Annotated in this window: 16 protein-coding genes and 1 pseudogene; 12 read left to right on the top strand and 5 right to left on the bottom strand. The window is 38.8% G+C overall.

Annotated features, from left to right (window positions below):
• Positions 1–73: 73 nt before the first annotated feature.
• The 4 genes from R3F25_02225 (at position 74) to R3F25_02210 (ending at position 2,396) form a co-directional block, all read left to right on the top strand.
• Positions 74–526: an arsenate reductase ArsC gene (locus R3F25_02225; GenBank protein MEZ5495640.1), complete on the top strand. Its 453-nt coding sequence runs from the start codon at positions 74–76 to the stop codon at positions 524–526.
• On the top strand, positions 523–1,539 hold the full coding sequence (gene arsB / locus R3F25_02220) for an ACR3 family arsenite efflux transporter (protein ID MEZ5495639.1): 1,017 nt from the start codon (positions 523–525) through the stop codon (positions 1,537–1,539). The genes R3F25_02225 and arsB overlap by 4 nt, the downstream gene beginning before the upstream one ends.
• A 156-nt stretch (positions 1,540–1,695) precedes the next feature.
• The gene (locus tag R3F25_02215; GenBank protein MEZ5495638.1) at positions 1,696–2,154 is read left to right on the top strand and encodes a hypothetical protein; all 459 of its coding nucleotides are present in this window, start codon (positions 1,696–1,698) and stop codon (positions 2,152–2,154) included.
• The gene (locus R3F25_02210; protein ID MEZ5495637.1) at positions 2,151–2,396 is read left to right on the top strand and encodes a CopG family antitoxin; all 246 of its coding nucleotides are present in this window, start codon (positions 2,151–2,153) and stop codon (positions 2,394–2,396) included. The genes R3F25_02215 and R3F25_02210 overlap by 4 nt, the downstream gene beginning before the upstream one ends.
• Positions 2,397–2,668: 272 nt before the next feature.
• Here the strand turns inward: R3F25_02210 and R3F25_02205 are convergent, their stop codons facing one another.
• The 5 genes and pseudogenes from R3F25_02205 to R3F25_02185 all read right to left on the bottom strand — a co-directional run bounded on the left by R3F25_02205 (position 2,669) and on the right by R3F25_02185 (position 9,290).
• Entirely contained in the window at positions 2,669–4,156 is a 1,488-nt protein-coding gene (locus R3F25_02205; protein MEZ5495636.1) for a tetratricopeptide repeat protein, read from the bottom strand.
• 4 nt (positions 4,157–4,160) lie between these two features.
• Positions 4,161–5,234, bottom strand: a complete 1,074-nt coding sequence (gene prfA / locus R3F25_02200; GenBank protein ID MEZ5495635.1) for a peptide chain release factor 1 — start codon at positions 5,232–5,234, stop codon at positions 4,161–4,163.
• Positions 5,224–6,483: a glutamyl-tRNA reductase gene (gene hemA, locus R3F25_02195; protein ID MEZ5495634.1), complete on the bottom strand. Its 1,260-nt coding sequence runs from the start codon at positions 6,481–6,483 to the stop codon at positions 5,224–5,226. The genes prfA and hemA overlap by 11 nt, the downstream gene beginning before the upstream one ends.
• Positions 6,484–6,652: 169 nt before the next feature.
• A complete protein-coding gene (locus R3F25_02190; protein ID MEZ5495633.1) occupies positions 6,653–7,792 on the bottom strand; it encodes a PKD domain-containing protein in 1,140 nt (379 codons plus the stop codon).
• A pseudogene (locus tag R3F25_02185) lies at positions 7,737–9,290 on the bottom strand (S8 family peptidase). Before R3F25_02185 ends, R3F25_02190 begins: the two are co-directional and overlap by 56 nt.
• 651 nt (positions 9,291–9,941) lie before the next feature.
• Here R3F25_02185 and nagZ point away from each other — a divergent pair.
• From nagZ to parE, 8 genes are all read left to right on the top strand, one after another.
• A complete protein-coding gene (gene nagZ / locus R3F25_02180; protein ID MEZ5495632.1) occupies positions 9,942–10,964 on the top strand; it encodes a beta-N-acetylhexosaminidase in 1,023 nt (340 codons plus the stop codon).
• Between the two features lie 30 nt (positions 10,965–10,994).
• Complete coding sequence (locus R3F25_02175; GenBank protein ID MEZ5495631.1) at positions 10,995–13,025, top strand: NADPH-dependent 2,4-dienoyl-CoA reductase; 2,031 nt, start codon at positions 10,995–10,997, stop codon at positions 13,023–13,025.
• Positions 13,026–13,219: 194 nt separating this feature from the next.
• Positions 13,220–14,929, top strand: coding sequence for a hypothetical protein (locus R3F25_02170; GenBank protein MEZ5495630.1), 1,710 nt, complete (start codon positions 13,220–13,222; stop codon positions 14,927–14,929).
• Between the two features lie 72 nt (positions 14,930–15,001).
• Positions 15,002–16,267, top strand: a complete 1,266-nt coding sequence (locus R3F25_02165; protein MEZ5495629.1) for a hypothetical protein — start codon at positions 15,002–15,004, stop codon at positions 16,265–16,267.
• The gene (locus tag R3F25_02160; protein MEZ5495628.1) at positions 16,260–16,937 is read left to right on the top strand and encodes a hypothetical protein; all 678 of its coding nucleotides are present in this window, start codon (positions 16,260–16,262) and stop codon (positions 16,935–16,937) included. Before R3F25_02165 ends, R3F25_02160 begins: the two co-directional genes overlap by 8 nt.
• A 2-nt stretch (positions 16,938–16,939) precedes the next feature.
• Positions 16,940–17,773 (top strand): BPSS1780 family membrane protein, encoded by an 834-nt coding sequence (locus R3F25_02155; protein ID MEZ5495627.1) that lies wholly within the window; start codon positions 16,940–16,942, stop codon positions 17,771–17,773.
• On the top strand, positions 17,773–18,330 hold the full coding sequence (locus R3F25_02150) for a thioredoxin family protein (protein ID MEZ5495626.1): 558 nt from the start codon (positions 17,773–17,775) through the stop codon (positions 18,328–18,330). Before R3F25_02155 ends, R3F25_02150 begins: the two co-directional genes overlap by 1 nt.
• A gap of 17 nt (positions 18,331–18,347) precedes the next feature.
• A complete protein-coding gene (parE, locus tag R3F25_02145; protein MEZ5495625.1) occupies positions 18,348–20,231 on the top strand; it encodes a DNA topoisomerase IV subunit B in 1,884 nt (627 codons plus the stop codon).
• The last annotated feature ends 19 nt before the right edge of the window (positions 20,232–20,250 follow it).

Here is a 20,250-nt window from a genome sequence, read left to right as displayed (position 1 = left end):
TTGAGTTCTGTGATTAAAGAACAGAATTCAGGAGATATGAAGTTATAATTATTACTTTTGCAAATTTCAATCAATGTACAAAGTCTTATTTTTATGCACGGGAAATTCATGCCGTTCCATTCTTGCAGAAGCCATCCTCAATCATTATGGTCAACCAAGATTTCAGGCTTATAGTGCAGGAAGTCAACCGACCGGACAAGTTAATCCCGACAGTTTGGCGGTTCTGGAAAAGTTTGGTTTATCCAATCAGGGGTTTAAAAGCCAATCTTGGGATGAGTTTTCCGAAATTGATTTCGACATAGTTATTACCGTTTGTGATAATGCTGCCAATGAGACCTGCCCTTTGTATTTAGGCAAAGCGATAAAAGTGCATTGGGGATTACCCGATCCGGACAAGGTCGTACAAAACCGCTATCAAGCGTTTGAAGATACATTTGTAAGACTAAAATACTGGATTGAACAATTGATTGGCTTGCAAGATCAAGAAATGAATCAGAAAAACATACAAGAGATTATAAAAGAATGAATTTATTTGAAAGGTATTTAAGTGTTTGGGTCGGCTTATGCATCGTTGGTGGAGTGATATTAGGGAAATTCTTCCCTGATGTTTTTCAGCTGGTTGCCGGATTTGAAGTCGCAAAAGTCAATATTGTAATTGCTGTTTTGATATGGTTGATGATTTATCCAATGATGGTAAAAGTGGATTTCAGTTCCATCAAAGATGTTGCCAAAAATCCCAATGGTTTGATTTTGACGTTAGTTATCAATTGGTTGATTAAACCATTCACTATGGCGTTAATTGGTACATTGTTTTTTAAATATTTATACGCTTCATGGCTCGATCCGCAAACTGCCAGCGAATATTTAGCAGGAGCAATATTACTTGGAGTTGCTCCGTGTACGGCAATGGTTTTTGTCTGGTCTCAACTCACTAAAGGCGATGCCAATTACACATTGGTGCAAGTTTCGGTCAATGATGTGATAATGATTTTTGCCTTTGCTCCGATTGCCGGTTTGTTATTGGGCGTGACAGATATCACTGTACCTTGGGATACGTTATTGGTTTCTGTTTTGTTGTATGTGGTGATTCCTTTGATTGCAGGAATTATCACTCGTAAACTTTTAGTTGCAACATCCGGCGAATCAGGACTGAATTCTTTTCTGCATAAAATTGCTCCGGTTTCAATCACAGGACTTTTGGTAACTATTGTGATTCTTTTTGCATTGCAGGCAAAATCAATTATCGAACAACCAATGGATATTGTGCTGATTTCGATTCCGTTACTGATTCAAACCTACGGAATTTTTGCCTTAGCTTATTGGATTGCCTGGAAAATCAAACTCAAACATAATGTAGCAGCACCCAGTTGCCTGATTGGTACATCTAACTTCTTCGAACTTGCCGTTGCTGTGGCTATCAGCTTATTTGGCTTACATTCCAAAGCTGCATTGGCAACCGTTGTTGGAGTTTTGGTTGAAGTTCCGGTTATGCTGTCCTTGGTAGCGATTGTGAATCGGACAAGGCATAAGTTTGAGTGAAAAAAATTGTAATCCTACCATGAAGCCCATGAAGTTCATGAAGGGTTTTTAAGGAACGCACGGGAACCAATTTTTTAAAAATCTACTTTTAAAGAAACCGAATCATACTGAGTTTATTTATTGTATCTATGGTATATACCAATATATAATTAAAGAATGTTTCTTACCAAAATTATCAAAGAGCTCAATAAAAACGATATTCCTTATGCACTAGTCGGAGGATATGCTGTAGGTTTGCATGGTGCGGTTCGTGGGACTATGGATGTTGATATTATTTTGAAATGGTCGTTGCCGGTATTAAGGAAGTTGGAAAAAGTGTTAATCGATATGGGTTTACAATCAAGGTTGCCAATTTCTGCGGATGATATTTTTAATTTTAAAGATGAATATATCAATAATCGCAATCTGATTGCCTGGAATTTTTACAATCCTATAAAACCAAGTGAGCAGTTGGACATTGTTATAACTCATGATTTGTCAGGAATGAAAATTAAAAAGGTCAGACATCAGCAAATGTCAATCAATGTTTTATCCAAAGAAGATTTGATTCAGATGAAAAAGGAAAGTGGTCGGCAACAGGATTTACTGGACATTGAGGCATTGAAAAAAATATGAAAGCTCTACAAACTTTTTCTGATGAGTATTTAGAGCGATGCAAAGATATGTCTGTTGAGGAGATTGTGGAGTTTATTGAAGGATTCCGTGAATTGCATTATCGCGAACCTGATAAGAGTAAGTTGATTAGTATGAAAGTTCCTGAGAATCTGCTGAATGCCTTTAAAACCAAAGCGAAGTTACAAGGGATTCCTTACCAGACCATGATTAAAAAATTGATGATGGAATGGTTGGAGAATTAAATACGAGATTCTTCGACTCCACTTCGTTACGCTCAGAATGACAGGAGTGTAGAGTTCGTTACGCTCAGAATGACAAGAGTGTTGGAATTGTTTCACTCAGAATGACGGGTTTTGTGGTTTGAGAGTTTCTCAACACCTTTGCGAAACTTTATGCTTTTGAGTTCTTGTAATAGCCATCAAAAAACCTTCATATCCTTTATGTGCTTCATGGTAGAAAATAAGTTTCTTCGAGATTTTTGCGTTACTGGTATGAGCTATTTGAATTATTACTCTCAGTGATTGATATCCAAAACTTTTTTGTTGTCCTTAAACAAGTCCTTGGCTTTAATTAATAACTCTCTGGCTTCTTCTTTTTTATCAAGTTTGATCAGTGCGTGATAGAGGTGCAGGTAGATTTCGGCATCACTGTCGTCGAGTTCCATGGCTTTTTGCAGGTTTTTTTCGGCTTCTTCGTATTGTCCCATTTTGTATTGAACCCAACCGAGTGAGTCGACAATGGCGGCGCTATCCGGCTTGAGTTCCATGGCTTTTTGAATGTACTCATGGGCTTTTTCCAGGTCGATATCATGATCTGCCATGGTGTATCCGAGAGCGTTTAAAGCAAATTCATGTTCCGGATTGTCCTCAATGATTTTTTCTAAATCTTTGATAGCTTTTTTGGTTTTTCCATCAGCTTCATAAAGCATGGCACGATCATAAAGCAGGTCAGAATTGTTTGGTATCAGTTTCAGGCTGTTGGTTAGAATTCGGATAGCGGCTTTATCATTTTTTTGTTTACCAACGATAGTCGCTTCCAGACGGTAGGCTTGAACGGCATATTCCTGTTCGGCATTTTGCAGTTGGTGCAGAACTTCGATGGCTTGATCGTATTTTTCCTGATTGTAATAGAGATGGCTAAGCATTTGCCGGGCATCCATATATCTCTCGCCACCATTGACTTTTTTGAAATATTCAATGCTTTCATCATCCAGTTCGAGCCAGTATGCCGCTTCGCCGGCGAGATAATTCTTCATATTCTTGCTATCTTCGCTGACTTCAACAGACTTTAGTTTTTGGTAAAGTTGGGTTGCTTGTTGAGTGTTTTTGTCTTGTAGCGCAAAAACAATGCGTTTGAAGATATTGTCAGGATTTTGCTCTAAACGAGAAAGCATTTCCTGCGCTTGCGTTCCTTGATGATTCTCTTGCAGAAAACTAGCGTATTGGCTGATATATTCTTCGTTTTTTGGAGATTTTTTGATGACATATTCAAAATCTTTTTCAGCATTTTTATTGTCGCCTTTGATAGCGGATAAACGAGCGCGCCAGAAGATAGCGTCCAAATTGTTTTTGTCCAAAGCAATAGACTTATCAACAATTTCAGAGGCGGCTTCTGTGTCTTTGAAAGATGTGTAAACTTTTGCCATTCCAAAAAGTTTTTCTGAAGAAGTGTTTACCGAATTGCTTTTTAGTGCGTTTTCAATGACTTCGTAAGCCAAATCTTTTGGTAAGCTAACAAGTGCGGGATGAATAAATTTCCAGTTTTCCTGATTGTCGTTAGCACTAAATTTATCATTTAATATGAGTGCATTGATACTGCGTTGAGCCTGATGATAGTCTTTTTCCTTGATGGCTTCAACCGTGATGTTACGAAGTAATGCATTGACCTCGGCGATTTCCTTCATGTCAGATTTCGTTGTGGTTTTACAAGAAGCGAGCATAACCACGAGGATAAAAATGGTGAGTGAAGAAATTGTTTTGTGCATTACTTTTTTAACTTTCATAATATTACGAGTTTTCTGTCAGCAAATCGGCTTGGTTTTGTTGAATTAAAGGTTCAATCACCTGATCTAAATCTCCTTCCATTACTTCGCTGAGTTTGTAGAGTGTCAGGTTTATACGGTGATCGGTTATTCGACCTTGAGGATAGTTATAAGTTCGAATTCTTTGCGAACGATCGCCCGAACCGACTTGAAGTCTTCTTGCTTCACTCTGTTCGGAGGCTTGTTTTTGTTTTTCCACATCAGTAATTTTTGCTTGTAATAAGCTCATGGCTCGAGCTTTGTTTTTATGCTGAGACCTTTGGTCTTGGCACTCGACCACAATTCCGGTCGGAATGTGTGTTAAACGAATGGCAGAGTCCGTGGTATTGACGTGCTGACCGCCGGCACCTGAGGAGCGAAAAGTATCAACACGCAAGTCAGCCGGATTGATGTCAACGGCTTCAACTTCGCTAATGACCGGTAATATTGCAACAGTACAAGCCGATGTGTGAATGCGACCTTGTGATTCTGTTGCCGGAACTCTTTGCACGCGATGCGTGCCGGATTCAAATTTGAATCTTGAATAAACACCGTCGCCTTCAACCTGTGCAATCACTTCTTTGAAACCACCGTGTTCGCCCTCACTGGCACTGACGATGTTGATTTTCCATTTCTTTCTTTCGGCATAGCGTGAATACATACGGAATAAGTCGCCTGAGAAAATTGATGCCTCATCTCCACCGGTTCCGGCACGAACTTCCAAATAAATGTCTTTATCATCATCAGGATCTTTGGGAATTAATAAAATTCGCAATTGTTTTCCTAATTCTGTAAAGTTATCTTTGGCTTCCTCTAGAGTTTCTTTTGCCAGTTCAGACATCTCCGGATCACTCATCATTTCCTGTGATTCTTTAATATCATTTTCCGCCTGCTTTAGTTTTGCAAATGTAACGACCAAGTCTTCCAGACTGGCATATTCTTTTGATAATTCTCGAAACTGATTTTGATCGGCCATGACATCAGGATCAGAGAGTAGGTGAGCAATTTCTTCGTGACGCTCGGTTGCTTTTTCCAGTTTGACGATGAGTTCAGGTGTCATTATTTTGATCTATGTTAAAAAGTTCTTTAATTGTATTGATTTTATTGATATCGCCGGATTGGATGGCATTTCTAATCGCTTTAACCGGTGTATGGTTTAATTTTTTTGTCAGGTTGTTCGCCAGATAAAACAGCACATCTTCAATATCTCCGCCACTGGAAATTTTATTAAGCGCTTTATCCAAACTTTCTTTACGTATTCTAGCAGTTTCCCTTTGGAAATTGTGAATCAATTGAGTGTGCTGCTGGGATTTATACCAATCCATGAAGATTTCAGCTTCGGCAACAATTATCTTTTCGGCTTCAATGGCTGCAAGTTCACGGTTTTGCAGGTTTTTAGAAATGACTTTTTGCAAATCATCAACTTCGTAATAAAAAACGTCATTGAATTTTTTGACCGATTTATCCACATCACGAGGAATAGCAATGTCAATGATGACCATTGGTTTGTGTTTGCGTTTCTGCAAAGCGGCTTTAATCATTTCTGAATCAATCAGAGGCTCTTTACTCGCAGTTGCGGTAAATATCAGATCATAATCTGAAATCTTGCTATGCAAAAAATCCAGTTGAAATGCTAAACCCTGAAATTGTTGTGCCAGATTTTCAGCGTTGTTTAGGTTGCGATTGGCAATGGCAAGTTGTTTGTAATTGTTTTTTGCCAAATAACGCAGTAATAGTTCTGCTGTTGAACCGGCTCCAATCATTAAAATGCTTTGCTCGGTAAGGTCTCCAAATATTTGTTTGGATAAATTGACCGCACTATTGGCAATGGAAACAGGGTTTTTGCCGATATCTGTGCTGCTCCTGACTGATTTTGCAACTCTGAATGCGGATTGAAACAAGCGATCAGTTGTTGTATCTAATGCCTTGTTATCTTTTGATATTTCATAGGATGATTTGACCTGTCCCAAAATTTGAGCCTCTCCTAAAATCATCGAGTCCAGTCCTGCGGAAACTTTATAAAGGTGCTGAACACATTCCAGTTTTGATTTGATGTAGATATGTTGTTTGATGGAATCGTAATCAAGGCCAAACCATTTGCAAAACGAGTCTATCGCCAATTGTTTGTTATCTGAAGAATAATAAAACTCTGTTCGATTACATGTTGAGATAATAACACAAGCTTCAATGCGATTGTCTTTACAAATCTGAATAACAACATTGCCAATTTCATATTCAGGAATTGATAACTTTTCCCGAACATCGACATCAGCCGTATTGTGATTGAGTCCAATGACAAACAAAGACATTTAAATTAACTTGGTGAAAACCTGAAAGGCGGAGATTTTATCATGTTTATATTCTTTTGTTAAAGAATTTGGAATAGGAGGTTTCTGATATTTTTGAGATAAGGGAATTCCCAATAAAAAAAGGCTCACATTTGCGAGCCTTTTTTATTCATTTAAATATCTGCTTTTATTAATCAGCAGTTACGTTTAATGTAACTCCTGATGCTGCAGAATATCCTCTGATATCAATGTACCATGTTCCACTTGCCGGTGAGCTGAAAGAACATGACTCAGTATTGCCGTTTTTATAAGGGCGACAATCATAAGAGCTTGTTGTTGATTGAGCGCCATGTCTGACATATAAGTCAGCGTCGCCTGAACCACCACTAATAGCTATATTGAGGTTTGAATAACCATTTGTCAAGTCAACTGTATAGTGTTTCCAAGCACCTTGTGAAACTGAGATGTTGCTTACAGTTTGGCTGATTGGAGTTGGACCACCACCTGCTTCGGTATAACTTCCTACCAAACTAACGCCACTAAATGCGCTATAAGCACGAACCATTACATAGTAAGTTCCGGCTTGTGGGCTGGCAAAATTACAGTTTTCTGTGTTTCCACCAACATAAGGGCGACAATCGTAACTTGAAGTTGTAGGAGCTGAGCCGAACTTAACATATATATCAGCATCACCGGTACCGCCACTAATGTCAAAATTCAAGTTTGTTGCTCCTGCAGGAACATCCATTGTGTATTCAACAACATTTCCTGTTGATGCGGACAGTCCGGTTACAGGAACACCATTTGTTAAGGCATTACCTGAAACAGGTGGTTCAGTTACGGTTACTGATTGAGTAGCTGTGTCAGTTGCTCCATCATCGTCAGTTACTGTCAGTGTTACAGAGTAAGTTCCGGCACTTCCATAAGTATGAGATGCTGTAACTCCTGATCCACCGAATGACCATGAATAGCTTGCAATGGAGCCATCACTATCAGAACTTCCTGAGGCGTTAAAGCTACATGTTAAATCTGTACAGTTAGCTGTAAATGAAGCAGTTGGTGCTACATTTGCAGGTTCGGTAACTGTAACGGATTGAGTTGAAGTGTCAGTTGCTCCATCATTATCAGTAACTGTAAGAGTGACTGAATATGTGCCTGCTCCGGCGAATGTGTGAGAAGCATTTGCTCCAGAACCACCAAACGACCAAGAGTAGCTTGAGATTGAACCATCACTATCTGAACTTCCGGAACCATCAAATGTACAAGCTAAGTTGTTACAGTTGTATGTGAATGATGCGTTTGGAGCAACATTCGGAGCCAGAAACATCATAACTTCCAACAAGGCTAACACCACTATAAGTTGAATAAGCACGAAGCATAACGTGATATGTTCCTTCTTGAGGTGATGCTACCGGACAACTCTCAGTATTTCCTGAAGCATAAGGACGACAGTCGTAGCTGGAAGTCGTTGGTGCTGAACCAAATTTAACATACAAATCAGCATCGCCTGTTCCACCACTCATGTTAAATGCCAAATTACTAGCACCAGCAGGAACATCCATTGTGAAGTTTTGTTCAGTTCCGGTCGAACCTGAAAGACCGGTTACTGCAACTCCGTTTGTCAACTCGTTACCTGTTGGAGGCGGAGGTGTTCCACCATTCATCGCTGCAACAGCTGCAGCTGCATCAACAATACCTGCGCCACAATTTGAAGTTGTACATTGATGTGAACTTACAGATGGGAAAGATCTTGCTGTTGATTTCATAACACTTTCAACTTCTGCCGGAGTCGTTGTTGGTTTGACTGAATACATTAATGCAGCAAGACCGGCAACGTGTGGAGAAGCCATTGAAGTTCCCTGTAAAGCACCAATACTGTCTGAACCTGGGGTTGTTGTTCCTGTGTTATATGTGGACTGAATCATATTCGCTTCACTCCAAACACTTCCTTCGCAATCTGAAAGAGATGTTGGTTCTGAGTTTGAAGTTGGCTGACAGCCGTCACCACCTGGAGCAGATACGTCTGTTGTTGAACCGTAGTTTGAGTAATAAGCTCTTCCACCTTTTCTGTTTGTAGCGGTTACAGAAATCACGTTGCTACAGTTCGCAGGTGGATAACCGGCAGAACTATTATCATTACCTGCTGCAACAACAATTGTAGTTCCTGCATTATAAGCCGCTGTAATTGCATTTTGATAAGTTGAACTACAAGATGTCGGGCTGCTTGAACCTAAAGACATATTGATAACTTGAGCCGGATTTGGGTTTGCAGGCACGCCAGTAACTGATAAACCGGCTGCCCAACGAATACCATCGGCGATGTCTGATAATGAACCGCCACAACGTCCTAATACACGAACAGGTACCAATCCAACATTCCATGCAACACCGGCAACATCAGCTATTGTTGTTCGAAACGGCTGCAACAGTTCCTGCAACGTGAGTACCATGCCATGAACTATCACTAGCAGGAGATCCTGTATAACATTGACCTGCGGTTGTGATAATCGCCCGGATCTTGCGCATTTGAGTCTCTTCCGCCACCATACTCCGGCAACTGTTGAATCACTAATCATATCGTATTGACCAACGACATTACCTGCCAAATCCGAATGTGGACGATAACCGGTATCCAATACAGCAACAGTAACAGCAGATGAACCAGTCGTTGTATCCCATGCTGCTGGTAAGTTCATGCCACCGGCAGTTTCATAGTAGTGCCATTGTGTATTGTATGCAGTATCATTTGGAACCAGATAAGGGACCATCAAAGCATCAATTTCGGCATATTCAACATCTGGTCTTTTGCTGATTTGTTGAACGATTTTATCCAAATCAATTGCTTTTGCTGACTTAGAATCATCTTTTACAATGCTTAATACTTCAGCATTTCCGGACATCATTCTTTTGAACTTTAAATTCAAACCGTAAGCATTACCCATTTCAGTCGCTCTGGCACTTGCGTGTTCCAGAGATTGTGAACGGTTATTGCTTTTATATTTAACAATGATTCCAGGGGCTAACGGGTTCATTTTTACGCTGCTACTGATGTTATCATCCAGATTAGCATTGTTTGAAAACCCTTGAGCGTCAACTTGACTTGACATCGCGAGTGCTGCCATTATTGGCATAGCCAATTTATTTAGTTTCAACATTAATTGAATCTCCTCTCTTTTTAAGATATTATTGTGAACTTTGTTTTTGACCGAAATTATTCTTATTATTTCTCATGACAATAATTGTCACTTTTTACATTTCATTTTTTAAAAACCAAAAACGTTGGCAAAATTATCATAAAAAAAAACATTTGTCATATATTTTTTAGAAAATTAGAGTTTTTTGTGTTAAGGATAAATTTTTCTAATCCGAGTCTGTGTTTGAATTTTCAAAGTTGTAAAAATCTGACTAAATGCGTCAATTATTTGAGTAACAAAAATCTCCAATTAAGTTTATAATCAACAAAAATACCGGAAAAAATAATGACTGCGATTATGTGTGGAATCACTTCCACTAAACTCAATGAGGAAGAAATTGAACTCCTCAGACATCCGTTAGTTTGTGGTGTCATTTTATTTAAAAGAAATTATCAGGATTATTTTCAACTCAAGAGACTCGTTGATGAGATTAAAAGCCACTTTGGTTCTGATTTTCTGATTGCAGTTGATCAGGAAGGCGGTCGTGTGAAACGATTCTCAGAACCTTTTTCACAACTACCGGCACTAGCAGAAACCGGCAAAGTGTTTTCATCTAACCCGGATTTGGCAAAATCATTTGCTCATGTCCATGCTTGGTTGATGAGTTCGGAATTATTATCAATAGATATTGATTTGAGTTTTGCTCCGGTTTTGGATATTGACAACGGTAGTAATGTGATTGGAGACAGAGCTTTTTCACAAAAGCCGGAAGAAGCAACTGAATTGGCGGAATTTTATTGCCGTGCGATGCATGATGCCGGCATGAAGACAACTGCAAAACACTTTCCGGGTCATGGAACGGTAGTTGCGGATTCACATTTCGAGTTGCCAATTGATAATCGTTCGTTGAATGAAATTGAAAATTTAGACTTAATTCCATTTGCCAGCTTAATTCAAAATAACTTGATTGATGCTGTGATGATGTCGCATGTGATTTATTCCGAAGTTTGCGAGGATGCAGCCGGATACTCAAAATATTGGTGTCAGGATGTTTTACAAAAAAAACTGGGATTTAAAGGAGTAATTATTTCAGATGATTTGGGTATGAAAGCAGCTGATTGTGTGGGTGATGTTCATGCCCGATATCAGGCTTGTGTCGAATCAGGAGTTGATATGGCTTTGGCTTGTACTTACGAATTAAGTGCTGAATTACTGGATAAACTCCCCAAAAATGTTCCGAATCGACGATTTCCTCAATTAAAAGGCCATTCAAAACTTTCAAAAACAAAACCTTTTTGGCAGAATAGGTACTGGCAGACCATACGCAATAGTATGGAGCTAATTGAAAAAGAAATTAGAAAACAATAAATACTGAATTTTTACAACCGGGGCATTGCAATGAATAACTATCCTAATCTCCTTAAACCGCTTGATTTGGGGTTCACTACGATTAAAAACAGAGTTTTGATGGGATCAATGCATACCGGATTGGAAGACCGAGCCAAGAATTATCAAAAACTAGCGACCTATTTTGCCAAGCGTGCCGAAGGTCAGGTAGGATTGATTGTTACCGGAGGAATCAGCCCAAATATTCGAGCGTGGACAGCTCCATTCGGAGGTTTTCTAAAATATGGCTTTCAGGTTAAAAGGCATAAAATTGTAACCAATGCCGTGCATCAGGCGGATGGAAAAATTTGTATGCAGATTTTGCATACGGGGCGATATGGTTATCATCCTTTTATCCTATCTCCTTCGGGGATTAAATCGCCAATCACACCATTTAAGCCGAAATTAATGTCAACAAAAGACATTGAGAAACAAATTCAATCTTTCGTCAATACTTCAAAACTGGCACAGGAAGCCGGTTATGACGGCGTGGAAATTATGGGTTCTGAAGGTTATTTGATTAATCAGTTTTTGGTTGAAAGAACCAATGTTCGCGATGATTTATGGGGCGGAAGCTATGAAAACCGCACCCGTTTTGCCCGTGAAATCGTAGAACGTGTGCGTCAGGCTGTCGGAAAAGATTTTATTATTATTTTCCGATTATCAATGCTTGATTTGGTTTCGCAGGGAAGCACTTGGGAAGAAGTTGTGTTTCTGGCAAAGGAGCTGGAAAAGCTGGGTGTTAGCATTATCAATACCGGAATTGGCTGGCATGAAGCACGAATCCCGACAATTGCAACCTGTGTTCCTCCGGCGGCATTTTCGTGGGTGACTGAAAAAATGCGTCCGCATGTGAGTGTTCCATTAGTTACTACCAATCGAATCAATACTCCTGGAATGGCGGAGCAAATACTCTCCAGTCAGAACATTGATATGGTTTCCATGGCAAGACCGCTGTTGGCAGACCCGGATTTTGTGAAAAAAGCAATGGACAACAAAGCGGATGAAATTAACTCTTGTATTGGTTGTAATCAGGCTTGTTTGGATCATGTGTTCAAAAATAAAAGAGCCACCTGTTTGGTCAATCCTCTGGCATGTTATGAGACCGACTACAAAATTGAACCAACATCCCAATCCAAAAAATGTGCAGTTATTGGTGGAGGACCGGCCGGAATGTCGTGTGCGGCTACTTTGGCAGAAAGAGGACACAAGGTCACTTTGTTCGAAGCGTCTGATAAATTGGGTGGGCAATTTAATTTGGCTGCAAACATTCCGGGTAAAGATGAGTTTTTCAAAACCATCCGTTATTTCAAAACCCAGTTTGCTAAACTGGAAGTGGAAGTGAAACTCAATATGAAAGTTACCAAAGATGATTTATCCGGTTTCGACGAGGTCGTTATTGCAACCGGAGTGAAGCCTCGTTATCCGAATATCCCGGGAATTGATCATGGCAAAGTTATTTTTTATGACGAACTCATTCGTAAAGAAAAGATTGCAGGTCAAAAAGTAGCCGTCATTGGAGCCGGTGGAATTGGTTTTGATGTTGGTGAATTTTTATCAGAAGATGATTCTTTACACGGAACCAGCGATGATATTTATGCCAATCCACAGGCTTTCTGCAAAGAGTGGGGAATTGATATGAACATCGAAGCAGAAGGTGGATTGGTTCAAGCTCAACACCAAAGAAGTCCCAGAGAAATCTATCTGCTACAGCGTAAAACCGGTAAGCCAGGAAAGACTCTTGGAAAAACAACGGGTTGGATACGTAGAATGACATTGACTAAGCGTGGTGTGAAAACACTTTCCGGTTGTAATTACGACAAAATCGACGATCAGGGATTGCATATCACCAGAAATAAAAAAACGGAAATCCTTGATGTTGATAACGTCATTATCTGTGCCGGACAAGTGTCTGTCAATTCGCTTTATGAAGAACTTAAAGATACTCAATCGTGCCATATCATTGGCGGTGCAGAATATGCCGGCGAACTGGATGCCAAAAGAGCGATTAAGCAGGGAGTTTTGTTGGCTGCAAAACTTTAAGAGATTATATTAAAAGCATAACGGCGCCTATTAGATATAGGCTTCTTTCAAGTCTCTTTTACGTTAAATTTCTTGGTAATCTAAACTTTTCTGTTCTGTTTGAGACCTTTCATCCGTAAAAAACTCAAATTAAGTTGTTTGGTTTCATCAATTCTAATGTAAGATTTAAGGTCTTAGATGAGGAAATCAGATTGATGAAGCTATATCGAATTATATTTGCACTTTTACTAATCCAGTTTGCGTGTTTATCATTCTCACAAGATTACGCCACCGACGACTACTACGAAGATGAATATTCTGATGAGTCTGAAGGTACAGTTGACTATGAAGACGATTATCAAGACGACTACCCAGAAGACTATGCAGATGAAGGCGAATACCAAGAAAATTATCAGGATAACTACTCAGAAGATTATGCAGATGAAGCCGAATACCAAGATAATTATCAGGATAACTACTCAGAAGATTATGCAGATGAAGAGCCCTATGAGGATGATTATCAGGATGGCAATTCAGAATACTATGAGGATGAAGGGCAATGCCAGGATGGTAACTCAGAATACTATGAAGATGAAGGGCTGTACCAGGACGACTATACAGAAGACTATACAAGCGAAGATGAATATCAGGACGAATACTCGGAAGGTTATGCTGATGAAGAACAGTACCAGGACGATTATCAGGATAGCAATTCAGAATATTATGAGGATGAAGGACAATATCAGGATGAATATCAAGATGATAATTCGGAATACTATGAAGATGAGGAGCAATATCAAGACCAACAACAGAGTGAGCAAGAATACTATCAAAATGATTCCATTCAAAGCAATCAACAGTCTCAAAGCTCTGATACATTTAACAATCAACCTGTTGAGCAAACACAGCAACCAAATCAACAATCATCTCAACATCAAACACAACAAACGACTCAGGCAACGAATAATCAAGACAATCAAAATAATCAAACACAGCAAGCTCTTGCAGGCATGTTGAATGAGATTAAAGCTGATGAAGCAAACTGGAGAGATTTGTTTAAAAACAATCAGAAATTTGATCCGGAAGAAATGGCAACTTTGTGCTTGACTCAGTTGGGAGGTAATAATTGTGATGTGTTTGTATTAAAAGCAATGGTTGCCTTTAAATACACTAAAACAGGACAAGTTAACCCAACTCAGGAAGAGTGGGATGCGGTTAGAAGTGTAGCAAACAGAGCCGCTTCAGATTGTAAAGAAAACTGTCTCAAAGCTCCGGTTCAGGCACTTAGCGGGGCTATGGAAGATATTAAAGCAAATGAGGAAACATGGAGGAATATGTTCAAAAATGAAGATAGTTTTGATGCTGAGAAAATGGCCCGAATGTGTGTCCAGCAACAAATGAGTGCTGATTGTGGAGGATTCGTAATGATGGCAAAAATGGCATTCCAATATACAAAAACAGGAAACTTTAACATTCAGCAAGAAGAAATTGATGCGTTGAAACCTGTGATCGCCAGAGCTGATCCGAATTGCAAACAAAACTGTATAAAAGACCAGATGTTGCAGCAACGCAGTGGAAATATCATGGACAGACTCAATCAAATAAATAACTTTGACCCGCAAGAGCAATGGGATAATATTTCACAAAGAACATCCGGTTCTGATATTTGTAAGCTATACACTTTTCAGCAAATGTCCGGATTTTGGGTCAATGCTGCTGATACAAATGACCCAAATGATAATAGAAATAATAAAGAATGGATGACGAACTGGGCAGCCAACATAGATGCTTTTATGAAACAAAAAAGCAGGGAATTGAGTAATTCGCCTTTTTTTAAGGCTACTCAGGATCGAATGAACAGTATTCCTAAAGAACAAAAAGGAGAAGCGATTCGCCAGTTTTTACGGGATGAGTGCAGACAATAGTTTAAATATTAATTTGAATTTTTGTAAACCTCTTCAATCTAAGACCAAAATATTCAGTTTCCCCAAGTAAGAATGAAAAATAAATTTGGTAAAAGTCTCAATCAGTATTTGGAAACTTATGCCGAAAAAGAAAGCAGAGAAATCTCTGATTTTGCCTATTCTTACAGATTTGTAGTGGTTATTCCTGTCTGTAATGAAGAGCCTGATTGTTTCAATCAAATTTTTTCACAAATTACCGATGATGCAATATTAGTTATCTTGGTCGTGAATTCTCCTGAGAATCACATGCAAAGCAAGGATTGGCAAAAGCAAAATAATTTATTGATTAAATATTTGCATGATTCTTCAATAAAAATAAATCGACTCTTATCCAATTGCAATTTGATAAAATCAAATTTCCGATATGATATTTTGCTGGTGGACAGAAATTCCGGTCATTTGCAAATTCCTGAGAAGTTTGGAGTTGGTTTAGCCAGAAAAATTGGCTGTGATATTGCTTTAAAGTTGTTTTCTGAAGGAAAAATTGAGAAACCGTGGATATTTTCAACCGATGCGGATGTGATATTGCCTCATGATTATTTTAAAAACTCAGTTGAAGATAATGATAGTTATTCAGCTCTAGTTCTTGATTTTGAACATATCAGCGATGATGAGGTACTGACACAATTACAATTTTTATACGACTTAAAAATTCGTTACTATCATGCTGGAATCTGTTTTGCAGGAAGCCGGTATAACTATATTCCCCTAGGAAGCACTTTGATTATCAGTATGTATTGTTATCCGCAGGTCAGAGGATTTAGTAAAAGATCTGCCGGCGAGGATTTCTACTTGTTGAATAAACTGGCAAAAATCAAACCTGTAAAATATTGTCATGAAAGCTCCAAAATCAGCATCAATTCCAGAATTTCAGATAGAGTTCCATTCGGAACTGGTCCGGCATTGCAAAAAATTGCTGACTTGAATAGTACAGATGAATATTGCTATTACAATCCTGATTGTTTTGTGTATTTAAAAAAGTGGATGAACTATTTACAGGGTTTGTGGCAGGAGAATAATTTACAAATTGATCAGCCCAAAGATGAGTTGTTATCTGAACTTTTCAATGAATTCAATTGCTTTAATGCATTTCAAAAAGCTAAGAAACAAATCAATTCCAAAGAAAAATGGAGTCAGTTTATACACGAATGGTTTGATGCTTTTAGAACACTGAAAGCGGTGCATTTTTTTGATAAGAAATTCCCTCGCTTAAACTGTAAGAGTTTGTTAAAATCTCGGGTTTTTGCTAAAGTGATAAATTCACAGCTGAAAACATTTTTGGAAAATTATAATGAATAAAATTAAAGCGTTTTTAATTCACCTTTTAATCAGTGCCGGTGTGATTGGACTGCTGTTCTTGAATATTTACTATATTTGGTACCCCAAACCATTCTTTGAAATTTCAGGTGTGATTGAACCTTTGAAATTGTTGATTATTGTGGATGTGATTATTGGACCGCTTTTAACCTTGATTGTTTATAAAAAAGGCAAAGAAACTTTAGTTATGGATTTGTCAATTATTGCACTTATTCAAATAGCTGCACTAGTCTATGGACTGTATATTATCAATGGTGGACGTCCAAGTATGGTGGTGTTTAATAGTGGGCAATTCCACTATCTTGCCGAAAAATTTGGTAAGAATGGTGATATTCAATATGAAGAATTAAAACCGGGAATATTCTCTTCTCCGAAGTATGGATATATCAATCAGCTATCGACACTCGATATTTATAACTCGTATAAAGACATTGAACCTATTTCTGATAGCAAACTGATGCTTTATCCTCATTCATTGTCTGAGGAAAACATGTTAAGTCAGTTTCCAAAGAAAGCTGAAGAGATTAAAAGTATTTCTTCTAAATACGCAAATGAGGAAATTATGTTCTTTACCATGACAAAAGAACAAAGCACTTATTATGTGGTTTATTCAGCGAAGCAGAAAAAAATTGTGGAATACGTTAAGTTCTAGAAATGTTCGATATTAAGTCTCCAAGAACTGTTAGCTATTCGTCGGGTTGGCGTTGGATTAATGAAGGATTCAGGTACTTCTCACCTTATAAAAATATCTGGATACTTTCTCTGTTTTTAATTGTGTTGGTGTTAATTGCAGTTAAATTCTTAGTGCCGGTCTTACAGATAATAATTTTGTTTTTATTGCCGTTTGTCACGGCTGGGTTAAGTTTGGCATGCGCTGATATTGAACAGAACAAAAAAATGTCACTGGAATATTTGCTAAGTGGTTTCAATAGCCCTAATCGATTGAATCTGTTTCGTTATGGGTTGTTGCTTATGCTGATGATAATTGTTGCTCAAATGGTGAGTACAATCATTTTAACAATGATGGGTGTGAGTCAGGAGCAGTTGGTTTCTGAGTTGCAAACCTTACAGGAAAACTCCAATGCGACCTTTTCATCACTGCTTGAATCTGAAGTCATGTCAAAATTTCTATTGGTAAGTGCTTTGTCGCTGTTACCTGTGATTGCAATTAATTTATTTGCTCCGATAATTCTTGTTTTTTCAAATTATTCGGCTTTTTATGCTATTAAATTAAGCTTTCTGGCAGTATTGAGAAATCTTCCGGCAATTATAGTTTATGCTGTCATCTATATTTTATTATTAGTGATTATGATATTTGCCACCGACTGGCTGGGTAATTTACTGGTATCCCTTTTAGGGAATCAGTCAGTAGTAGCTGTAATGATTTATTCGCTTTTGTTTTATTCCTTAATATTTGTGTTAGGGGCGGTATCATACAGTTCAGCTTATGTGGCGTTTAAAGATATTTTTCTAGGAGAGGATTTGTAATGGTTTTAACATATACACCTGATGTTGAATTCGGTAAAAAAATGCCCGATTTTGATTTGCCGGGAGTGGATAATAAAAACTGGGATATGCAAAAATGCATGGGTGAAAATGGTTTGGTTGTGATGTTTATCTGCAATCATTGTCCTTATGTGAAATCCATTCAGGAAAGACTAGTGGAAGATGCTTTAGCGATGCAAAAGTTCGGGGTAAATGTGGTTGCAATTATGTCCAATGATGTGAATGATTATCCTGAAGATTCTTTTGAAAATATGCAGCTTGTTGCTAAAGAACAAAATTACCCTTTTCCTTATTTATTGGATGAAACTCAGGAAGTAGCCAAAGCCTACGGAGCTGTTTGTACTCCTGATATTTTCGGGTTGGATAACCAAGGTGTATTGCATTATCGCGGCAGGCTGGATGCAGCAGGAAGAAATAAATCGGAAGAACAATTACCCAGAGATATGGTCAATGCCATGAAACAATTGGCGAAAGAAGGGCAAATAACAACTGAACAAATTCCAAGCATGGGATGTTCTATCAAGTGGATAAAATCGTAAAGGAAAAATAAAGTTATATGTCAAATCAATATCAATCCAGTGATATAGAAGTCCTTTCAGGTCTGGATCCTGTCAAACGTAGACCGGGAATGTACACGGACACATCTCGTCCTAACCACTTAATTCAAGAGGTTGTCGATAACTCTGTTGATGAAGCATTGGCTGGTCATGCCAAAACTATCAAGGTTACGCTGTGTGAGGATGGTTTCATTGAAGTCGCTGATGATGGTCGGGGAATGCCGGTAGATATCCACCCTGAGGAAAAAGTTTCAGGAGTTGAGTTGATTCTTTCTAAATTACATGCCGGCGGTAAATTTTCTGATAAAAACTACGCGATTTCAGGTGGTTTGCATGGAGTGGGTGTTTCTGTTGTCAATGCGCTTTCTGAAAGGTTGGATGTGTGGGTTAAACGTGATGGCAAAGAGTATCACATTGCCTTCGAGCATGGTCATAAAGTATCTGAATTGGCTGAAGTTGGAACTGTCGGGCAGCGGAATACCGGCACCAGAGTTAAATTTAAACCGGCTAAAGAGTATTTTGATACCATTCAAATTTCATTGAGAAATTTAAAAAGACTGCTCAAAGCAAAAGCGGTGCTTTGTTCAGGACTGGCTCTTGAATATAAAGATGATAAAAGCAAAGAATACGAAAAATGGTATTACGCCGATGGTTTGCAAGAGTATTTTCTAGAATCTTTGTCCGGTTCTGAAATTCTGCCAATTGAAGGGTTTCAGGGAACACAAACCGTTGATGGTGAAACTGTTGACTGGATTGTCAGTTGGAAAATTGATGGTGAAGTTTTAAGTGAAAGTTATGTGAATTTAATCCCAACAGCACAAGGCGGAACGCATGTGAATGGTTTGAGGACCGGTTTGACTGAAGCGATTCGGGAATTTGCTGAGGCTCATAGTTTGTTGCCTCGTGGTGTTAAACTGGCTCCCGATGATGTTTGGGACAGAGTGAGTTATGTGCTTTCGGTGAAGATGAAAGACCCGCAATTCAGCGGACAGACCAAAGAAAGATTATCCAGCAGAGGAATTGCATCCATTGTTGCGAATTCAGTCAAAGACAGTTTTGTCTTGTGGTTGAGTCAAAATGTTGCAACCGGTGAGCAAATTGCCGCGATTGCAATTGAAAAAGCACAGAGTCGTTTGAAAAAAGGCAAGCAGGTGGTTCGCAAGAAAATTACTGCCGGTCCTGCGTTACCCGGAAAATTAGCCGATTGCAGTAGTCCAGATCCTTCACAAGGCGAACTGTTTTTAGTGGAAGGAGATTCTGCCGGTGGTTCGGCAAAACAAGCCCGCAATCGTGAATTTCAGGCAATCATGCCACTTCGTGGAAAAATCCTGAATACTTGGGAAGTGGATTCCTCTTCTGTCATGGCATCTCAGGAAGTTCATGATTTGGCAGTTGCGATTGGTGTTGATCCGGGAAGTACCGATTTATCCGGTTTGAGATACGGAAAAGTGATCGTTCTGGCGGATGCGGACTCTGATGGTTTGCATATTTCAACTTTGCTTTGTGCCTTATTTTTAAAACATTTTGAGTCATTAGTCAGAGCAGGGCATGTGTTTATTGCGATGCCTCCTTTGTACCGAATTGATGTCGGCAAGCAAAAATATTATGCCCTCGATGGTTCGGAAAGAGATCGAATTCTGGATAAAATTGAGTCCGAAAAAATATCAGGAAAAGTGAGTGTGACTCGATTTAAAGGATTGGGTGAAATGAATCCGATTCAACTCAAAGAAAGTGCAATTGATCCTGATACCAGACGGCTATTGCAATTAAGAATTGACGAAGGTGATAACACATTCCAGATGATGGATATGTTATTATCAAAAAAACGAGCTGCAGACAGAAAGTCATGGTTACAGGATAAAGGAGATTTGGCGACAGTTTGATGAGGTTAACTCATTGAAA

The sequence above is a fragment of the Gammaproteobacteria bacterium genome, from assembly GCA_041395445.1.
GTDB lineage: Bacteria > Pseudomonadota > Gammaproteobacteria > Xanthomonadales > Marinicellaceae > NORP309.
Note: the sequence above shows the minus strand (reverse complement) of the source record. Positions and strands in the feature narration are given on the sequence as shown.

Bases quoted from the DNA above. Each gene is read 5' to 3' on its own strand.
- R3F25_02175 (MEZ5495631.1), top strand. From the start codon at position 10,995: ATGAATAACTATCCTAATCTCCTTAAACCGCTTGATTTGGGGTTCACT.
- R3F25_02225 (MEZ5495640.1), top strand. From the start codon at position 74: ATGTACAAAGTCTTATTTTTATGCACGGGAAATTCATGCCGTTCCATT.
- R3F25_02190 (MEZ5495633.1), bottom strand. From the start codon at position 7,792: ATGATGTTTCTGGCTCCGAATGTTGCTCCAAACGCATCATTCACATAC.
- arsB (MEZ5495639.1), top strand. From the start codon at position 523: ATGAATTTATTTGAAAGGTATTTAAGTGTTTGGGTCGGCTTATGCATC.
- parE (MEZ5495625.1), top strand. From the start codon at position 18,348: ATGTCAAATCAATATCAATCCAGTGATATAGAAGTCCTTTCAGGTCTG.
- R3F25_02150 (MEZ5495626.1), top strand. From the start codon at position 17,773: ATGGTTTTAACATATACACCTGATGTTGAATTCGGTAAAAAAATGCCC.
- R3F25_02165 (MEZ5495629.1), top strand. From the start codon at position 15,002: ATGAAAAATAAATTTGGTAAAAGTCTCAATCAGTATTTGGAAACTTAT.
- R3F25_02155 (MEZ5495627.1), top strand. From the start codon at position 16,940: ATGTTCGATATTAAGTCTCCAAGAACTGTTAGCTATTCGTCGGGTTGG.
- R3F25_02170 (MEZ5495630.1), top strand. From the start codon at position 13,220: ATGAAGCTATATCGAATTATATTTGCACTTTTACTAATCCAGTTTGCG.
- prfA (MEZ5495635.1), bottom strand. From the start codon at position 5,234: ATGACACCTGAACTCATCGTCAAACTGGAAAAAGCAACCGAGCGTCAC.
- R3F25_02215 (MEZ5495638.1), top strand. From the start codon at position 1,696: ATGTTTCTTACCAAAATTATCAAAGAGCTCAATAAAAACGATATTCCT.
- hemA (MEZ5495634.1), bottom strand. From the start codon at position 6,483: ATGTCTTTGTTTGTCATTGGACTCAATCACAATACGGCTGATGTCGAT.
- R3F25_02160 (MEZ5495628.1), top strand. From the start codon at position 16,260: ATGAATAAAATTAAAGCGTTTTTAATTCACCTTTTAATCAGTGCCGGT.
- R3F25_02205 (MEZ5495636.1), bottom strand. From the start codon at position 4,156: ATGAAAGTTAAAAAAGTAATGCACAAAACAATTTCTTCACTCACCATT.
- R3F25_02210 (MEZ5495637.1), top strand. From the start codon at position 2,151: ATGAAAGCTCTACAAACTTTTTCTGATGAGTATTTAGAGCGATGCAAA.
- nagZ (MEZ5495632.1), top strand. From the start codon at position 9,942: ATGACTGCGATTATGTGTGGAATCACTTCCACTAAACTCAATGAGGAA.